Origin of the sequence: Brevibacterium sp. Mu109, from assembly GCF_900169375.1 — a bacterium.
Classification (GTDB): domain Bacteria; phylum Actinomycetota; class Actinomycetes; order Actinomycetales; family Brevibacteriaceae; genus Brevibacterium; species Brevibacterium yomogidense_A.
This window is the reverse complement of record NZ_FXZF01000001.1, coordinates 147,278-165,504: the sequence shown is the minus strand read 5'-3', so window position 1 is coordinate 165,504 and position 18,227 is coordinate 147,278. Positions and strand designations below refer to the sequence as shown.

10 protein-coding genes are annotated in these 18,227 nt (G+C 70.3%); 5 read left to right on the top strand and 5 right to left on the bottom strand.

Features of this window, described 5'->3' with window-relative positions; all coding sequences use genetic code 11:
- Positions 1–837 precede the first annotated feature (837 nt).
- Complete coding sequence (locus BSP109_RS00705; RefSeq protein ID WP_374700113.1) at positions 838–2,175, top strand: HNH endonuclease signature motif containing protein; 1,338 nt, start codon at positions 838–840, stop codon at positions 2,173–2,175.
- A 22-nt stretch (positions 2,176–2,197) separates the two neighbouring features.
- Here the strand turns inward: BSP109_RS00705 and BSP109_RS00700 are convergent, their stop codons facing one another.
- The 5 genes from BSP109_RS00700 to BSP109_RS00680 all read right to left on the bottom strand — a co-directional run bounded on the left by BSP109_RS00700 (position 2,198) and on the right by BSP109_RS00680 (position 11,681).
- Positions 2,198–3,625 (bottom strand): M20 family metallopeptidase, encoded by a 1,428-nt coding sequence (locus BSP109_RS00700; protein ID WP_101599053.1) that lies wholly within the window; start codon positions 3,623–3,625, stop codon positions 2,198–2,200.
- Positions 3,626–3,716: 91 nt separating this feature from the next.
- Entirely contained in the window at positions 3,717–8,777 is a 5,061-nt protein-coding gene (locus tag BSP109_RS00695; protein WP_101599052.1) for a DEAD/DEAH box helicase, read from the bottom strand.
- 80 nt (positions 8,778–8,857) lie between these two features.
- Positions 8,858–9,406, bottom strand: a complete 549-nt coding sequence (locus BSP109_RS00690; protein ID WP_087006788.1) for a type 1 glutamine amidotransferase domain-containing protein — start codon at positions 9,404–9,406, stop codon at positions 8,858–8,860.
- Positions 9,407–9,666: 260 nt separating this feature from the next.
- Positions 9,667–10,596, bottom strand: a complete 930-nt coding sequence (locus tag BSP109_RS00685) for a cation diffusion facilitator family transporter (protein WP_101599051.1) — start codon at positions 10,594–10,596, stop codon at positions 9,667–9,669.
- A 146-nt stretch (positions 10,597–10,742) separates the two neighbouring features.
- Positions 10,743–11,681 (bottom strand): DUF808 domain-containing protein, encoded by a 939-nt coding sequence (locus tag BSP109_RS00680; RefSeq protein ID WP_101599050.1) that lies wholly within the window; start codon positions 11,679–11,681, stop codon positions 10,743–10,745.
- A gap of 66 nt (positions 11,682–11,747) precedes the next feature.
- Between BSP109_RS00680 and BSP109_RS17610 the strand changes: the two genes are divergently transcribed.
- The 4 genes from BSP109_RS17610 (at position 11,748) to BSP109_RS00665 (ending at position 18,224) form a co-directional block, all read left to right on the top strand.
- Complete coding sequence (locus BSP109_RS17610) at positions 11,748–11,870, top strand: hypothetical protein (protein WP_257944498.1); 123 nt, start codon at positions 11,748–11,750, stop codon at positions 11,868–11,870.
- A 150-nt stretch (positions 11,871–12,020) separates the two neighbouring features.
- Positions 12,021–13,460: a glycosyltransferase family protein gene (locus BSP109_RS00675; RefSeq protein WP_101599049.1), complete on the top strand. Its 1,440-nt coding sequence runs from the start codon at positions 12,021–12,023 to the stop codon at positions 13,458–13,460.
- Complete coding sequence (locus tag BSP109_RS00670) at positions 13,450–16,095, top strand: glycosyltransferase (RefSeq protein WP_101599048.1); 2,646 nt, start codon at positions 13,450–13,452, stop codon at positions 16,093–16,095. Before BSP109_RS00675 ends, BSP109_RS00670 begins: the two co-directional genes overlap by 11 nt.
- Positions 16,092–18,224, top strand: coding sequence for an ABC transporter ATP-binding protein (locus BSP109_RS00665; RefSeq protein WP_101599047.1), 2,133 nt, complete (start codon positions 16,092–16,094; stop codon positions 18,222–18,224). Before BSP109_RS00670 ends, BSP109_RS00665 begins: the two co-directional genes overlap by 4 nt.
- Positions 18,225–18,227 lie beyond the last annotated feature (3 nt).

Below are 18,227 nucleotides of genomic sequence, written 5' to 3'. Positions count from 1 at the left end.
GGAGCCCACGGCGTTGATGCCGGATTCTGCGCCGGTGACGACGATGCTGCGGTTCAAGGCCGCCTGAACGGCATGGGCGCGTGCGGTGGTGCCTGCGTTTTCGGGGGCTGGGGAAGTGCGCGCGGAAGTTATGTCCGCGCCTTCGAATAGTATGTAGAACATCAATAAAGATGATCTGTCACTCACCGTGAACGGTGAGATGAACGATCCACGGTGGCTGTGTTCTGCAGGGTGGTTGAGGCTTCGAGGGGGAGGCGAGGGGCGATGACGGAGGATCTTGCTCGTGGTCGGCTCCGTGACGAGCCCGAGGGCGGTCCCGCCCAGCTGCTGACAGTGGCTGATGTGCGCGCCGCGATCGGGCGGGTGGCTTCGGGCGAGTTCGGGGTCACGGGCCCGTTCTCATGGTCGTTCGGCTCCCAGCCAGCGGCGGAGGCTACGGCCGGTGCGCAGGAGTCTGCACGTCACCCACAGCCTGATGGAGGAACCGAGGGCACAGAGGACTCGGGCCGTGCCGAGGCGTCAGAGGGCCCCGAGGCCGCGGTCTCGTCTGTTGGTCTGCTGGGTGAGTGGTCGCACACAGCCGAGGTCGTCGGACGGTTGCGTGCGGTGGAGACCGCCCAGCTCGCGGCATTCCTCCTGAATCGGGTGCTGAATCGGAAGGGTGGGGAGGGGGAGCTGGAGACGTTCCTCACCGCCCCGGAACCCAAGCAACCAGAGAACAATGCGACACAAGCACAGGCTCCCGAAGACCCTCCTGCCGGTTCTGCGTTTGCCGCTGGTTCCTATGACGATCCGCGGATCTCGACGCGTGCCCGTGAGCTGCTGGCCAGTGAGGACATGATCGTGGTCGCGGCGAAGCTGCGCACCAAGGTGGAGACAGCACGGAGAGTCTCGGCTCGGGCGATTGTGGAGTTCATCGGTCTGCACAACCTGCTGTCCTCCGTCGTAGCAGGCCGGCTGTCAACCGAGCGAGTGGAGCGTCTGCATTTCCGCATCGATGACGCCCTTCTTCCCTTGTCAGAGATCCAGGCTCTGGATGGGTTCTTGGATGGGTTGGATGCGGGGTTGTCGTTGGATCAGTTCGAGAAGCAGGCCAGGATGCGGATCCGCATCCTGGACCCGGTGGCTGCTGATCCTGATGCGGCGCGGAAGAAGCGGTGTGTGCGGATCGAGCGGCGTGATGATGACACGGCGGTGTTGGAGATGATCGGTCCGATCGGTGTGATCGAGGCGCTGTTCCAACGGCTGCGTGCAATGGCCAGAGCGATTCGCAGGCAGGAGATCGGTGCGCTCGGGCTGATGAAGGATGGGCAGGACCTGGATGCGAAGGACCTGGCCGGACGACTTCTGGATGATCGTCGAGTCGCGGAGCTGATGTTCGACCTGCTCGCCGGCTCTCGTCCGCAGACGCAGGTCCGTGTCGGCCCGAAGACCGGTGCCGGAGATGGGGCTGATCTTCCTGAGGGCTCGTTCATCGATGTTCTGTGTCCGACGGATGGGGATTGGTTGCGGAAGCAGGCGCAGGTGACGATCACGGTGCCGGTCTCGACGGTGTTGTCGGTGGATGAGCGGCCGGGGCGGGTGAATGGGGATGTGCCGGTCTCTGCGGAGTTCTGCAGGGATGCGGCGGGGCATGCGACGTCGTGGTTTCGGGTGTTGACGGATCCGGCGACGAGCATTGTGACGGATCATGTGGCGCAGACGTATGAGCCGACGGCTGCGATGCGGCGGACGGTGCGTGCGAAGTGGCGCACCTGCACAGTGCCCGGCTGCAGTTATCCGGCGGGGTGGTGTGAGATCGAGCATTGCTGCAGGTTCTCGAAGATCGATCCCGCCTCGGGTGGGTTGACGGTGATGGAGAACCTGCATGCGATGTGTAAGCACCATCATGAGTTGAAGACTCAGGGCGTCATCCGGTTGCAGCGTTTGGGGCGGAATGAAGTGGCGTGGGTGCTGCCGATGGGGCAGACCGCGTCGACGTCTCCGCCGCCGTTGGCGGCGGGGTTGGATCCTCCTGATCCGGGGGTGTTGGTGGCGCGGGCGGAGTTGTTGGATCGGGCGCCAGTGGGGGAGGACTTCGAGGGCCCGGACTTGTTCACCACGGTTCAAGCACCGGAGGAATCTGAGACGTCCGACGTGCCCGACGTGCCCGGCGAGGTGCCACCCCCGTTCTGACGTCCAGGGCAGGGGTGGGCCCTCAGTCGAAGTAGCTCGGCACGTCGATCGCCCCACCGGTCCTGTCGAACTCCTCCGCGACAGCCGCGGCGAGCTCGTCGTCGTGGAGTACGTCCAGGAGTGTTGCCGCGAGGCCGTATGCACCGTCTGCCGCTGCCGCTCTCGCAAGGTCCGACGTCGCGGCATCCGCGAACTCTCGAGTGTGCAGGGCGACCGCCGAATCGCTGATCTTGATGAGGGGGTGCATCCCCGGGAGCCTGTGACTCACGTTCCCGAAGTCCGTCGACGCAGCGAGAGTCTCGGATACGACTCCTCGCGGCAGCGGATCACGGCCACGGCCGCGCTGTGCCTCCACCCACCTGCCGGTGAGTGCCTCGTTCGAGCGGACGGAGAGTGACGGAGGGTGCTCATCCCACCTGATCGTCACACCGCACCCGGTCATGAGAGCGGCCCCGCGGGCCACATCGTCGACCCGGGAGGAGAGGTCGCGCAGCGTCTCCGGGGCAGGGGAACGCACGTACATCTCGACGCGCGCGAGGTCGGGGATGACACTGGCTCTGTCACCGCCCGACGTGATCACTGCATGGATCCGGTCGGTGGGCGGCATCTGCTGACGCAGGAGGCCCAGCCCCTGATACATGAGGGAAGCGGCATCGAGCGCATTGCGCCCCATGAACGGCTGCGCGGACGCATGGGCGGTATGACCGTGGAAGTCGACGGTGAGAGTGCGCCTGCCCAGCCACAGCTGGTCGGCGAGGTCATGGCCGTACCCATGTGCCATGACGGCGACATCGATCTCGTCGAACGCACCCTCCTGCGCCATGTGTTCCTTGCCGGTATGGCCCTCCTCAGCCGGCGTTCCGAGGAACACCACACGACCGGGAACGGCCTCCGGGTCCTCGTCGGCCAGCATCTTCAACCCCAGGAACCCGCCGAGGCCCATGACGGCGATGACATTGTGCCCGCACCCGTGACCTATCTCGGGCAGCGCGTCGTACTCGGAGAGCACAGCGACGACCGGAGGCTTTGCTCCGATCGCATGCGTTGCTCTCGCATTCCCGGAGGTGGCAGAGGCACACGGGTTGATCTCGGCGCGGATCGCCGTCTCCAGTCCATGGACACCCAACTGCGCCTCGACTCCGTGGCGAGCGAGGACATCGACGATCGCCCGCGCGGACCGGTGCTCCTGGAACGCGGTCTCCGGATGCTCCGCCAGATCGAGCATGAGATCCACGAGTTCGGCGCGCACGGACTCGATGTGTGCTTCGAGCCGTGCGTGCAGGTCGGAGCTCGCCCCGGTGAACTCTGAACCCGGATGGTGAGCCGTCGCCTGTGCTGCATCGGTGTCCGCCTGCAGCCTCTCGAGGAAGTGCGTCGACGGAGCGACGGGGCTCGCAGGCGGGACGGGATCGGAGAAGTCCCGCGACGCTCGTGGAGGTCCTGCAGTCATGCAGCTCACGGTATCGGTCGACGGCAAGTGGCTGCAGCGCTCATCGAGCTCGTTCCGCCGAACACCCACGCGCGACGGCGGCGCAGAACACCTACGCGCGACGGTGGAAGCGGAGCCCTCGCGGTGTGACGGACAGGCCAGCATCCTGCAGCGCCGTCGACCAGGGATGCCGGTAGGTGGAGACCCCGTCGATGGTCTCCAGCGTGAGATCGGCGGCACCGGAGCGTCGGAGGAAGGCCACGAGTGCCTCCGCGTGCTGTCGCGTCTCGTCGGTGATGGAATCGTTCGCCGCGTCTGCCGTGCGTGCCGTGTCCGGAGCGTCTGCCTCCGCCCGTGGCGTCCGTGCCTCGTCGGCACTCGCGAACGTGAGGAGGGTGCGGCCGCCGCGTGAGAGCCACGCGCGCACCTCCCCGTCGTCCAGCACGACGAGTGCTCCCGCTGACCTCGACGGACGCGTAACACCGGGACCGTCCGGCCGGCTGCCCTCGCCTGTTCCCGGTGGCCAGGGCAGCATCCGACCGTACGGATTCGCGGGATCGACGGCGGAGACGACGACGGGACCGCCCGAGGGTGCTGCGCCCGCTGGACTCGGTGGAAGCACTGAACCCGCAGACCGCACTGAACCCACGGCGCTCGACGACGCGAGGTCGCGGAGCCGATCCACCGTGGACGGTTCCGCGAACTGTGCTCCACCGAGGCCGTCGACGAAGTGACCGCGGACCACATGACCTGCCTCCTCCAGGCGTGCGCAGATGCGGTGGACGACGGAGAATCCGCCGGGAACGGCCTCGGCGACGGCGGCGTCGCGGCTGACTACACCGTAGCGATCGAGCAGCGCTTCGACCAGGCCGAGCGCCCTCTCCGTCGGCCCCATCCGGTCGACGGCCGCAGCGGTCCAGCGGCCTCGCACGCGGGGGTCGGGCATGTCCACCGCAGTCGGCGCCAGTGACCGGTACGCCGACCCATACGACGAGCCGAACAGCTCGCTGTCTGCCCCCACCTCCCGGAGTCGCGGCCTCCGCCCGGTGCCGCGGGTCCGGCCCGAGCGACCCCGCGACCGCCGGTTGGCAGAACCGGCGGAACCACCGGCTCTGAGCCCCCGCACGCTGCGCTCCCGGCCCCCTGCAGGCGCCGCGTCCGCCGCGCCCCGCACGGGTGCGAGGGAATCCGTCGTCACGAGACCTCGGCGGGCCAGCCCCCACAGTGCCGTGCGCAACCCGTCGGGGGTCGGGGGCACGGCTGGCGAATGGGCCGGAGGTGGGGCCGGCGACTGCGCGGTCGCTCGCGCGCTGATCTCCTCGGCCGTCCAGGCACCGCCGGCGGCGAGGACGTCGAGGATGGCCCTTTGCAGCTCTGACAGGTCGGAGCCGTCGTCTGCGTGAAGGGATTCGTCCGCCAGTTCAGCGAGGGGCAGAGCGATGAGCGGATCCGGCACCGTGTCAGCGGATGCATCGGCAGGTGTCCAGACGACCTCGCGGGCGGCGACGAGGTCGTCCAGCAGATGAGGCGAGAAGTCCCCGACGCGGGCGGTGAGGATCTGAGATTCCCACAGAGAGGCGGGCAGCGCGGCACCGGACAGCTGCTCGAGTGCGCGGACCAGTCCCGAGGTCCCGTGCCTCCGCCCGCCGAGAGCATGCCGTTCCGCGAGCAGCCGTGCGTAGGCGCGGGCAGGCACCGGACGCGTGGCCGCGCGCGCTGCCTGGAGTCCCCGCCGCCGCACGCGGGCGAAGACGTCCGTGTGCATCCACCCGGATGCGGTCGCGATGAGGACGCCCTCGCCGTCCAGTCGCTCGAGGAGGGGGAGGACGAGTGCGTGCCCCACTGCGAACCGCTCCGCGAGGTCGTCCGCCGTGACGACTCCGCAGGTGCGAGCACGGCGCACGACCAGGTCGCGCAGGGGATCGGGACCGGAGTCCAGATGCTCGTCGGGGATCTTCCGATCCGAGCGATCCTGCTGACCCGCTCCCGTCGCCGAGGTGCCCATACGCACTGCTGAGGGGCCCATGACAGCGCGCAGCCTGCCGGCGTCCTCGACCGCGGCCCACAGCGGAGTCGCGCCGGACGTCCGTGATGCGACGACTGCGCGGCCCGCCGCCGCCAGCGCGTCGAGCGCCTCCGCGGATTCCTCCGCCACCGCGTCAGTGTGTGCCGGGCCCGAGGTCTTCGCCCGAGCTGCGTTCTCCGGCTTGCCTGTGTCCTCCGACCGGTCTGTGTCCTCCGACCGGGCGTCAACCTCCCACCGGGCAGCGACCTCGGCGGCGGTCAGGGGTCCGAGTTCGCGCAGGAGGTCCGCGACGCCCTCCACGCCACGGGCGCGTCTGCCGGGGAGGGTGCGCTGGAGCTCGGCCTCGACCTCGGCGATGAGTGCGGGGTCCAGCAGCTCCCCGGCGTCCTCCCGGCCGACGAGATCGGCCAGCACCGCGGGGTCGAGCGCGAGGACGGACGCGCGCTGCTCCGCGAGCGGACGATCGCCCTCGTAGAGGAACTCACCCACGTACCCGAACAGCAGATCTCCGGCGAACGGCGACGGCACCGCCGTGTGCGCGACGTGCACCCGCACGGACTCCTCGCGGATCCCCGCCATGAGGCGCCGCAGACCGGCCAGGTCGTAGACGTCCTCGAGGCATTCGCGCGCCGTCTCGATGAGGATCGGGAAGTCGGGGAACTCGGCCACTGCCTCGAGGAGGCGGCCCGCCCGCAGTCGCTGCTGCCAGAGGGGTGTGCGCCGACCGGGATCCCGTCGCGGCAGCAGCAGCGCTCTCGCCGCGCACTCCCGGAACCGCGCGGCGAAGAGCGCCGACCCGCCCACGAGCCGTTCGACCCGCTGGGACAGGACGTCGGGGTCGAAGGCGAACAGAGCGGGGTCGATGTCCGTCCCGTCCGCGTCCTCGGCGGGGATCCGCGCGACGATGCCGTCGTCGGCGGCCATCACGGCTGCGCTTCCGCCGAACCGCTCCCGCAGGCGCTCATCGATCGCCAGCGCCCACGGGGCGTGGACGCGGCGGCCGTAGGGGGAGTGCAGGATGAGGCGGAGGTCGCCGGTCTCCTCGGGACAGATCTCGAGCACGAGGTCGGTGTCGCTCGGCACGACACCGGTCGCGTCGCGCTGTGCGGAGACGAAGGACTGCAGATTGGAGGTGACGCGGTCGGGGCCGGGACGGGGAGGTCCGCCGAGGCTCGGGCCGGGGTGGTCTGCGGCGTCCGCGATGGCGCGCGCGAAGCCGCCGATCGCTTCGCCGAGCGCCATGGGACGCCCCGGTCCCTCCCCGTGCCAGAACGGCAGACGAGCCGAGCGGCCCGGTGCCGGCACGACCGTCACCCGGTCCGTCGAGATCTCCTGGACCAGCCACGATCCCGCACCCAGGGTGATGACGTCGCCCACCCGTGATTCGTGGACCATCTCCTCGTCGAGCTCGCCGACCCGCCGGGCGCCCGCGGCCTCGGCGCCTTCGGGGAGGACCACGGAGTACGCGCCGCGGTCGGGGATCGTGCCGGCATTGGTCGTGGCGAGGCGCTGGGCACCGGAGCGGGCCGTCAGAGTGCCCGCGTCCCGGTCCCACACGAGGCGCGGACGCATATCGGTGAATGCCTCGGACGACCAGCGGCCGGCGAGCATGCCGATCACCGATTCGAAGGACGCGCGGCTGAGGCGCCGGAAAGGGTGGGCCCGGCGGACCGTCGCCCACCACGCATCCAGCTCCACGTCCTCGAGCGCCGTCGCAGAGACCGTGTGCTGCGCGAGCACGTCGAGGGGGTTCGCCGGAGGCGAGAGCGGTTCCAGCAGGCCGCGCTCCATCCGCTCGACGATCACGGCAGACTCGAGGAGATCGCGCCGGGTCCGCGGGAAGACGAGGCCCGAGGCCGTCGCCCCCACTCGGTGGTTCGCCCGCCCGACCCTCTGGAGGCCGCTCGCCACGTCCGGTGGCGCGGCGATCTGGATGACGAGGTCGACATCGCCCATGTCGATGCCCAGCTCCAGGCTGGACGTCGCGACGACGCAGCGCAGGGACCCCGACTTCAGGTCGTCCTCCACGAGTTTCCGCTGCTCCTTCGACACGGAGCCATGGTGGGACCGCGCGATGACGGTGGACTCCCCGGGAGCAGTGATGGCGGGCTCGTCAGACGCAGGACCGTCCTCTGATGCAGCACCGTGCCGGCGTGCGGAGCGGTTCGTCGTCGGTCCGGTCGCGGAGTGCAGGACCTTGGGATGGGCGGCGTCGAGACGATCGGCGTGGAGCGCGTTGAGCTGCGCCGTGAGCTTCTCCGCGAGACCGCGGGAGTTCACGAAGACGATCGTCGATCGGTGGGCGAGCACGGAGTCGAGGACGCTCGCCTCGATGTGCGGCCAGATCGAGCCGGTCCTCTCGTCGCCGGCAGCGCTCGCGTGGGCGGTGGCGTCGCCGCTCCCTGCTCCTGCGATGTCGTCGAGGTCCGGAACGGGCACGACGATGCGCATGTCGGGGACCCTCTCGGCGGCCGGCTGCACGATCGTGACCGGCGCCGACCCGCCGAGGAACGCGGCGACGGTGTCGAGCGGACTGACCGTCGCGGACAGCCCGATCCGCCGAGCGGGTCGCTCGAGCAGATCGTCGAGGCGCTCCAGCGAGAGGGAGAGGTGCGACCCGCGCTTCGTGCCCGCGACCGCGTGCACCTCGTCGACGATGACGGTGTCGACGGTGCGCAGAGTGTCTCGCGCCCGTGACGTGAGCATGAGGTAGAGCGACTCCGGCGTCGTCACGAGGATGTCCGGCGGTCTGCGCACCAGCCGTGCGCGCTCCGCCGGAGGGGTGTCCCCCGTGCGCATCCCCACGCTGACGGTGGTGCGGGAGTCACCGGGGCCGAGGTCGTCGGCAGTCCCGGAGCCGGAGCTGGGGGAGGTGCCGGGGTCTGTTCCGGCACCGGAGTCGCGGTCGGCATCAGCCTGTCGTGCGGCGATCCCGGCGAGCGGCGCCTCGAGGTTCTTCCGCACATCGGCGGCCAGGGCCTTGACGGGGGAGACGTAGAGGACGCGAGTACCGGCGGCTGCGCGCTTCTCGCTCGCGAGCCGGTCGATCGCATGGAGGAACGCGGCGAGGGTCTTGCCGGAGCCGGTGGGGGCGACGACGAGTGCGTGCTCCCCACCGGCGACGGCGCGCCACGTACCGAGCTGCACCGGCGTGGGGCGGTCGAAGGTGTCCTCGAACCATTCCCTCGTGGCCGGTGCGAACTCGTGCAGCGCTGTCGGGGCGTCGTTCAGGCCAGCGCCTCGCGGATCGCTGCGTTGAACGCGTCGAGGTCGCCGGGGTTGCGGGACGTGATGAGGTTGCCGTCGACGACGACCTCCTCGTCCACCCAGCGGGCCCCCGCGTTCTCGAGGTCGACCTTCGTCGACGTGAACGACGTGAGGCGGCGATCCTTCGCGACTCCGGCCTCGGCGAGTATCCAGGGCGCGTGGCAGATCGCCGCGACGGTCTTGTCCGCGTCGAAGAAGGCCTTCACGAGCGCGACGGCCTCCGCGTTCGTGCGCAGCGCGTCGGCGTTGAGCGTGCCGCCGGGCAGGACCAGAGCGTCGTAGTCAGCGACGGACGCCTGCTCCACCGGCACATCCACGGGGAACGACTCCGCGTGGGTCCAGTCGCCCTCCATCGCCTGCAGCGTGTCCTTCGACGGCGACACGATCGCAGTCGTCGCTCCTGCCTCGTCCAATGCTGCGCGCGGGCTGGTGAGCTCCACCTGCTCGACGCCGCGCGTGAGGAGGAAAGCGACCTTCTTCCCAGTGAGAGGAGTGCTTGCGTCAGCCATGTGCGGATCCTTTCGTTGCAGAGCGATGTCCACCTTCCAGAACGGGTGGACGGCGAGCACTATTCCGCTGCGGAGCAGACCGGCTCGCAGTGCGACAGGGTCGAGGGGCGTGTGGGGCCCGGTCCCCTCGATTCGCCGCCTGCGTGTGTCGTTCGCCGGTGCGGACAGTGGAGTCCGGAGCACGCAGGCGGCCAATCGGCCGCGGCCTGCCGGTCGTTGCGTGCCCGGCCTTGGTCTGCCCCGCCTTGGCCTGCCGGGAGCTACGTGTGGGGCAGGGGCTCGTCTTCGCTGCAGTCGGAAGGCTCCAGCTGGAAGGTGGTGTGTTCGATGCTCTCCTCGAAGTGATCGCGTACGCATGCGCGCAGGTCCTCGAGGATCGCCTCGGTGTGGCCGGCGGTGAAGCAGTCCGGATCGACTTCGACGTGGGCCGTCAGCACGGGGAGGCCCGTCCCGATCTGCGACACGTGCAGGTCGTGGATGCCCTGCACGTGCGTGTTCTCGAGCAGGTGGCCCCTCACGTCTTCGAGGTCGAGCCCCGACGGCACCGCCTCCATGAGGATCCGCACGGAGCTGCGGAGGATCAGGAACGCGCGCGGGACGATGAGTGCGGCGATGAGGAGGCCCGCGAGTGTGTCGACCTGCGCCCACCCCGTCGTCGCCAGGATGATCGCGCTCACGATGACCGCGACAGAGCCGAGCGCATCGTTGAGCACCTCCAGGAACGCCGCGCGGAGGTTGAGGTTGGAGTTCCGCCCGCCCAGGAGGACGACGAGCGACGCGATGTTGCCGGCCAGCCCGATGATGCCGAAGACCAGCAGGCTGCCGGCGGGGACCTCGGGCGGGTCGAACAGGCGCTGGGCGGCGACGATGACCGCGTAGGTGCCGACCGCCAGGAGGAGGAGGGACTGCAGGGCGGCGGCGAGGACCTCCGCGCGCCGCATGCCCCACGTGTGCTTCGCCGATGCGGGACGCAGCATGAGCTGCGCGGCGATGAGCGCCATGAGCAGTCCGCCCGCATCGGTGAGCATGTGCGCGGTGTCGACGAGCAGGGCGAGCGACCCGGTGAGCACCGCACCGACCGCCTGCGCGACGAGGACGGCCACGGTGATCCCGAAGGCGACGGCCAGGCGCGTGCGATTGCTGTGGGCGGCGCCGTGGTCATGCGAGTGACTGTGGGTCACGAGCGTCATCCTCCTGCAGGGCGAACATCCGAGACCTACATATTAGCAAACATGCATACGTGTCTCAGTGGCTCGGCTCACTCGAGCTCAGTGCTCCTGCTCACTCGGGCCCGCCCGTGCTCAGTGAGGCACAGCCCACCCAGGCTCACCCGCTCTCAGTGCCCCTTCTTGCCCCATGGCGTGAGACTCACGACGCCGAGCACCAGTGAGCCCACGACGAAGCCCAGCACCATCGAGCACAGAGTGTTGACCAGCCACGCGAGGAGCCCGCCCACCGCGGCGATCCCCGCGACGGGGACCTCGAGGGAGTGGACGAGGTCGTACGGCAGGGAGAAGCCCAGGTCGGACATGCCGACCAGAACGATGTGGCCGCCCACCCACAGCATGGCGAAGGTCCCCACGATCGCCAGGGCGTCGAGCACGTGGGGCATTCCCGCCACGAGTGCGCGCCCCACGCGCTGCGCCGCGGCGCGCGGACGCTGCGTCATCGCGAGGCCCACGTCGTCCATCTTCACGATGATCGCCACCGCGCCGTAGACGAGCACGGTGATGCCGATCGCCACGACCACGAGGATGATCGCGCGCGTCAGCAGCGTCTGGGCCGCGACTTCATTGAGGGAGATGACCATGATCTCGCAGCTGAGGATGAAGTCGGTGGTGATCGCACCGCGCACGACGGTGTCCTCGGCCTCCTTGCCCTTCACCTGAGTGGGCTCCTCGGTCCGCTCCGCGTGGTTGCCCCGCAGCTTCTCCCACACCTTGTGCGCGCCCTCGTATGACAGATAGGCGCCTCCCAGCATGAGCAGCGGCGTGAGGACCTGCGGCAGGAACGTGCTGAGCACCAGCAGGATCGGCACGATGATGAGGAGCTTGTTCCGGAGCGAGCCCTTCGTGATCCGCCAGATCATCGGGAGCTCGCGCGCCGGCTTCACCCCGGTCACGTACTGCGGAGTGACGGCCGCATCGTCGATGACCACGCCGGCGGCCTTTGCCCCCGCCTTCGCAGCGCCCGCGGCGATGTCGTCCACACTCGCCGCCGCCAGCCGAGCCATCGCGGCGACGTCGTCGAGGAGTGCGACCAGACCGCCGCTCATCGGAGGATTCCAGTGCTCGTCTGTGTGGGACTCGTCTGCATGGGAACAGCCTAGGACCGCCGGGGCGTGTTCGGTGACGCGAGCGGCGCCTCATCGCCGGAGGGCGGAGCCGGCTTCACCGGAGTGCTTCCCGGTGAACTCGCCGGTGGACTCCCCGGTGAACGTGCCGGTGAGCTCGCCGGTGAATGAGTCTTCCCGGTGAACGATTCGTGCATCACGGGTCTTCTATAAGAGAACACTCATGATCGTCTAACACGTGTCTCACACCCTCTTCCTAGCGTGGAGCGCACACACCGGCGGCGGAAGTCACCGTCGGCCGGACGAACCACAGGAGCTGCGATGCACGACACGACACATGCGGATGCACTGGGAGCTGATGCACTGAGAGTCGTGCTCTATTCCCACGATTCCGTGGGCCTGGGGCACACGCGGCGCAATCTTGCGATCGCCGAGGCGCTGGCCGCCGGCATGCCCGAGGCGACCGGCCGTCCGGTGTCCGGCCTCATCATCTCCGGCGCGAGCGATGCCGCCCAGTTTCCCCTGCCCGACGGCTGGGACTGGCTCCTGGTCCCCGGCATCACGAAGGACTCGAAGGGGAAGGGGGCAGGGTCGTCGACCGAGGCCGTTCCGACCGGCACCGCGCGCCGGGACCATGGGCACCGAGCCTTCTCCTCCTACGTCCCCCGCAAGCTCGACGTCGCACCGCAGCGGGTCCGAGGACTGCGCTCCTCCGTCATCACGGGCGCCCTGCTGACCTTCCGACCGCACCTCGTCATCGTCGACCGCCACCCGTTCGGTGCCGACGGCGAGCTCGACGAGCCGCTCACTGAATTCCGCGCGCAGAAGCCGGAGGCGCGCATCGTGCTGGGCCTGCGCGAGGTGCTCGACGACCCGGTCACCGCGATGCGCGAGTGGGAGCACGTGGGCGTCGACCGCGTCGCCGACCTCTACGACGAGCTGTGGGTCTACGGCGACCGCTCCGTGCACGACACGATCGCCACCGGTGAGATCCCGCCGCAGCTCGTGCACAAGACCCGCTTCACCGGACTCCTCGCCGCGGATCGACCTGCGCGGGCGGACGTCGACCTGCCGCAGAACCCCTTCGTCGTCACCATGGTCGGCGGCGGCGGCGACGGGGCCGCACTTGCCGGCGCCGCCGCGACCGCGCCGCTGCCCGACGGCGTCGAGCACCTCCTCGTCACCGGCCCGCAGATGCCGGCCGCCGATCGCATGGCGGTCCATTCGGCCGCCGTCGCCGCGGGCTCTCGCACCCGTGTCGTCACGACGGTGCCGGACGGGCTCGCCTGCATCCGCACGGCGGACGCCCTCATCGGGATGGGCGGATACAACACCGTGACCGAGGCGCTGGCCACCGACACTCCCATGCTCGTCTGCCCGCGGGTGGAGCCCCGCACGGAGCAGCTCATCAGGGCGCGCGGACTGGGGACGCAGGGCTCCCTGGACTGGTGCACCCCCGCACGTCTGACCCCCGAGACGATCGGAGAGTGGATCGCCTCCGCAGTGGCCGATGACAGCACCGTACGAGACCGCCAGATCACCGCCCGAGGTGCCCTGCGCCTCGACGGCCTGGCCCGCGTCGTCGAGTTCGCGGCCGGCCTCGCCACGGGGGAGTCGACGCGGGTGCGGAGCCTGTCCCGCGCCGTCACAGCTCGCCTCGACTCGTCGCGCTCAGCACCCGCACTCGCAGCCACGCCCGCACCCGCCACCGGCTCGCATGCTCAGGGCGGAGACCGAATGGAGGCCGCCCATGCAGGCTGAACGACCCGCTGCAGCTGAACGACGCACCGCAGCTGATCGGCGCACCGCCTACGTCGTCAAGGTCTACCCGCGCTTCTCGGAGACCTTCATCGTCACGGAGATCCTCGCCCGGGAGGCAGCGGGGGACTCGCTCGACATCTTCGCGCTGCGCCCCACGACGGACGTGCGGTTCCACCCGGAGCTCGCCCGCGTGAAGGCCCCGGTCCACTTCGTGCCGCGCCCGCGGAAGATGTCGGAGGGCTGGGAGATCATCGGCGAGGCCACCGCGCAGCTGCCCGGATTCGCACAGCGCTGGGCTGAGCTCCTGCCGGAACTCACCGAGTACCCCGCCGACGACGTGCACCAGGCCGTGTGGATCGCACTCGAGCTGCATCGCCGCGGCATCACGCACCTCCACGGCCACTTCGGCTCCCTCGCGGGCCAGACCGCGGAACTCGCCGCGCTGCTGGCGGGCGTGACGTTCTCCGTCACGACCCATGCGAAGGATCTCTTCCACGACTCGGTCGACCCCGACCGCCTCCGTCTCCTCCTGCGACGCGCGCACCACACCGTGACGATCTCGTCGTACAACCTCGCGCATCTGGCCCGGCTCGCACCGGAGGCGGCCGACCGCGTCCACCTGGTCTACAACGGCCTCGAGCTCGATCGTTTCCCCTATCGAGCTCCCCGCCGCATCGACCGGGGGACACCCTTGCAGATCGTCGGAGTCGGTCGACTCGTCGAGAAGAAGGGCTTCGCAGACCTCATCACCGCCGCCGGCCGTCTGCGGGACGCGGGGATCGCCGTCCGGGTGCGGATCGCGGGCGACGGCGACCAGCGCGAGGACCTCGCCGCGAGGATCGCCGAGGCCGGGGTCGGCGACATCGTCACCCTCCTGGGTGCCATGACGCAGTCCGAGATCGTCGACCTGCTGCGGGACGCGGACGTCTTCGCCTCGCCGTGCGTCGTCGGTGCCGATGGCAACGCGGACGGGCTGCCGACCGTCCTGCTCGAGGCGATGGCGATCGGCGTCCCCTGCGTCGCGTCCACCGTCACGGGCATCCCCGAAGCCGTGCGCGATGAGGACACGGGGCTGCTCCACGCACCCGGCGACCTCGACGGACTCGTCCGCGCCCTCACCCGCCTGGCGGATCCTGCTTTCGACCGGGTGGAGATCGCCCGCCGAGCGAGGGCGCTCATCGAGGCGCGCTTCGACTCGGCACGACAGGGACGCACCCTCATGAGGCTCGAGGACGATGCGCCCACAGATGCCCTGACGGCCGCCGACACCGCGAGCCTCCGCGCGCGGGAACAGGCGAGTCCGGCTAAGACCGCAGCGTCGGCAGAGTCCGCAGCGTCGGCAGCCACCCCAGCCTCGGCCTCGGCGGATGCGCCCGTGACCGGCCCGGTGCCGGATCTGCGGGGCAAGCGGGTCGCGTACGTGTGCGTCGATCCGGGGATCCCGGTGTTCGGCACGAAGGGCGCCACCGTCCACATCCAGGAGGTCGTGCGCGTCCTGCGCGACCGCGGCGCGGACGTCACCGTCTACGCCGCCCGGCGGGGGAAGGCCGAACCGCCCGCGGACCTCGCCGACCTCCGTGTCGTGGACGTGCCGGTGGGATCCGGCGCCACCGCCGAGCGCGAGCGTGCGCAGGCCGATGCGGCCCAGGAGATCGCGCACCGCGTGCTGGCCGATGGCACGGACCTCGTCTACGAGCGGTACTCGCTCTTCTCCGACGTGCTCGCGCGGGCCGCCGCTGAAGGCGTTCCCGGCGTCCTCGAGGTCAACGCTCCGCTCATCGACGAGCAGCGGGAGCACCGCGAGCTCGTCGACGGCGACGCGGCACTCACTGCACTGCGCATCCAGGCTTCGGCTGCGACCCGCCTCGCGTGCGTGTCCGAGCCCGTCGCGGACTGGGTGCGGAGCACGGCAGGCGACGCCGTGCGCGGTTCGTCGATCGTCGTCGCGCCGAACGGTGTGAACACGCGCCGGCTGCGCCCGCGGGCGGAAGCCGGGAATGCGGCGGCAGCAGCTCCAGCACCTGCGACCACAGCATCGGCGACCGCACCCGTGCGTGTCGTGTTCGTCGGCACCCTCAAGCCGTGGCACGGGACCGATGTGCTGCTGGACGCGCTCGCGGAATCGTCCGGCGACTGGCGGCTGCGCATCGTCGGCGACGGCCCGCAGGGCGAGGAGCTGCGCGCCCGCGTGGCGCAGCTGCCCGCGCACACAGCGGGCCGAGTCGAGTTCACGGGCGCCGTCACCCCGGAGCAGGTCCCGGATCTGCTCGCGGACAGTGACGTCGCGGTTGCGCCGTACCCGCTGGCGGCTGCCTCGGACTCCTACTTCTCCCCGCTCAAGGTCTACGAGTACCTCGCCGTGGGGCTGCCGGTCGTCGCATCCGCGATCGGACAGATCCCGCAGGTGCTCGACGGCACCGGTGCGGGGATCCTGGTCCCACCGTCGGACGCAGGGGCGCTCGGCAGTGTCCTCGACACGCTGACCGCGGACCGGCCGACGCGTCAGGATATGTCCCGCCGCGCTCGCCGACTGGCTGTCGAGCGCCACGACTGGAACCGCGTCGTGGACGCAGTCCTCGAGGGCGTGGAGATCGGGGTCCTGGAGCCTCCGAACACAGCACGGGTGCCGGCATGACCAGCAAGGGATCGACAGGCCGCGTCGACAGTCACGCGCTGCGCCGCACGCTCGGCATCGTGTCGCCGCACGTGCGCGGTCACCGTGGCCTCATGTCAGGCGGCGTCGTCGCACTCCTCTTCGAGGTCATCTTCCGCGTGCTGGAGCCCTGGCCGGTGAAGTTCGTCGTCGATGCGGTCTCCGCGCAGCTCGGCGCGGACCTCGAGGGGGCCGCCGAGGCGACCACGGGTCTGCTCCTGGCGTGCGGTGCCGCCGTCATCGTCATCATCGGGATGCGGGCGCTCACCAACTACCTCGCGACGGTCGCGTTCGCGCTCGCCGGATCGCGCATCGCCACGCAGCTGCGCGCCCGCGTGTTCAGCCATGTCCAGCGGATGTCGATCGTCCGGCAGCGCCGGTCGCGCCGCGGTGATGTCGTCCAGCGGCTCGTCGGCGACGTCGGCAAGCTCCAGGACGTCGCCGTGACGGCAGGACTGCCGCTGTTCGCGAACATCATCACGCTCCTCGCGATGGGCATCGTCATGGCGATCCTCGACCCGCTGCTCGCGCTCGTGGTCGTGCTGGCATGCGTGTCCTACGCGATGCTGTCCCGCGGTTCGACGGGGAAGATCACCCAGGCCGCGCGGAAGACGCGGCGGGGCGAGGGCCAGCTCGCGGACATCGCCCAGGAGTCGCTGGGCGCATCCGACGTGGTCCACGCCTACGGACTCGAGGACGAGGTCTCCGGACGCTTCGCCGGATCCAACGCGAAGACCCTCAAGGAGGGCGTGCAGGCGAAGCGCCTGGCGGCCGGACTGGAGCGCCGCACCGATGTCATCGTCGGCGTGGCGACCGCGCTCGTGCTCGCCGGGGGCGGCTGGCGCGTCACGCAGGGTGCGATGACGCCGGGCGACCTGGTCATCTTCCTCACCTACCTCAAGACCGCGATGAAGCCGCTGCGCGACCTCGCGAAGTACACGGGCCGCATCGCACGGGCGACGGCATCGGGCGAACGGGTGGCCGACCTGCTCGACGTGCCGCTCGAGATCCGTTCCGCTCCGGGCTCCCGCGAACTGGGTCAGACCGAGGGGCGCCTGCGCTTCACCGGAGTCCACGCCGGCTACGGCATCCCCGACGACTCCAGTGACGGCGACTCCGCTGACGGCGGCGCAGATGGATCCGTGGCAGAGGCCGCCGCTCCGCAGGTGCTGCGGGGGCTCGACCTGGAGATCCCCGCCGGCCAGTCGGTCGCCGTGGTCGGTCCGTCCGGCGCGGGCAAGTCGACGCTCGCGATGCTGGCGCTGCGGCTGCTCGATCCCGTCGACGGTCGTGTCGAGCTCGACGGGACGGACCTGCGCACCCTCACTCTCGAATCCGTGCGCTCGCACATGGCGTACGTCCCGCAGGACACCGTGCTGTTCTCCGGCACGATCCGCGACAACATCCGCTTCGGCCGGCTCGACGCGGATGACGCGGAGATCGTCGCCGCAGCGCGCGCGGCGTCCGCGGACGACTTCATCACCCGGATGCCCGACGGGTACGACACCGTCGTGGGCGAACGCGGTGGCACGCTGTCCGGCGGCCAGCGCCAGCGGATCGCGATCGCACGCGCCATCCTGCGCGATGCCCCCGTCGTGGTCCTCGACGAGGCGACCACCGGGCTCGACCCGTCCTCCGCCCAGGCTGTGCGCGGTGCGTTGGACAGCCTCACCCGCGGGCGCACCACTCTGTTCATCACGCACGACGCGGCGACCGCGCTCGACGTGGACCGGGTCGTGTGGATCGAGGAGGGACGGATCCTCGTCGACGGTGCACCGCACGACCTGCTCGCGCACGGGGACGAGCGCTTCACCGCCTGGGTCGAGTCCCAGCGCGAGGCGAACGGCGGTCGCGAGGCGAACGGCGGTCGCGCCGGCGATCGCGAGTCGCGAGAAGAGGCATCCGCGCTGGGAGCGCGCGTGCCGGGGCAGGTGACCGGGGCCTCGGCGGTGGAGCTCGAGGCTTCGGCAGCAGAACCGACGACCATGCTTCCGTACATCCCGCCCAAGCCCTCGTGGCACCCGGCGGAGCAGATTCCGCCGCTGCCGGTGCACCCGCCGGGGGCGCGCCGCGCGCGGACCTCTGCCGACCGCATCCATGTGCGGGGGTGAGGG

What these genes read in the sequence shown, in the direction of transcription:
- BSP109_RS00690 (WP_087006788.1), bottom strand. Translation starts at nt 9,406, where the DNA reads ATGGCTGACGCAAGCACTCCTCTCACTGGGAAGAAGGTCGCTTTCCTC.
- BSP109_RS00705 (WP_374700113.1), top strand. Translation starts at nt 838, where the DNA reads ATGATCGTGGTCGCGGCGAAGCTGCGCACCAAGGTGGAGACAGCACGG.
- BSP109_RS00665 (WP_101599047.1), top strand. Translation starts at nt 16,092, where the DNA reads ATGACCAGCAAGGGATCGACAGGCCGCGTCGACAGTCACGCGCTGCGC.
- BSP109_RS00685 (WP_101599051.1), bottom strand. Translation starts at nt 10,596, where the DNA reads ATGACGCTCGTGACCCACAGTCACTCGCATGACCACGGCGCCGCCCAC.
- BSP109_RS00675 (WP_101599049.1), top strand. Translation starts at nt 12,021, where the DNA reads ATGCACGACACGACACATGCGGATGCACTGGGAGCTGATGCACTGAGA.
- BSP109_RS00700 (WP_101599053.1), bottom strand. Translation starts at nt 3,625, where the DNA reads ATGACTGCAGGACCTCCACGAGCGTCGCGGGACTTCTCCGATCCCGTC.
- BSP109_RS00680 (WP_101599050.1), bottom strand. Translation starts at nt 11,681, where the DNA reads ATGAGCGGCGGTCTGGTCGCACTCCTCGACGACGTCGCCGCGATGGCT.
- BSP109_RS00670 (WP_101599048.1), top strand. Translation starts at nt 13,450, where the DNA reads ATGCAGGCTGAACGACCCGCTGCAGCTGAACGACGCACCGCAGCTGAT.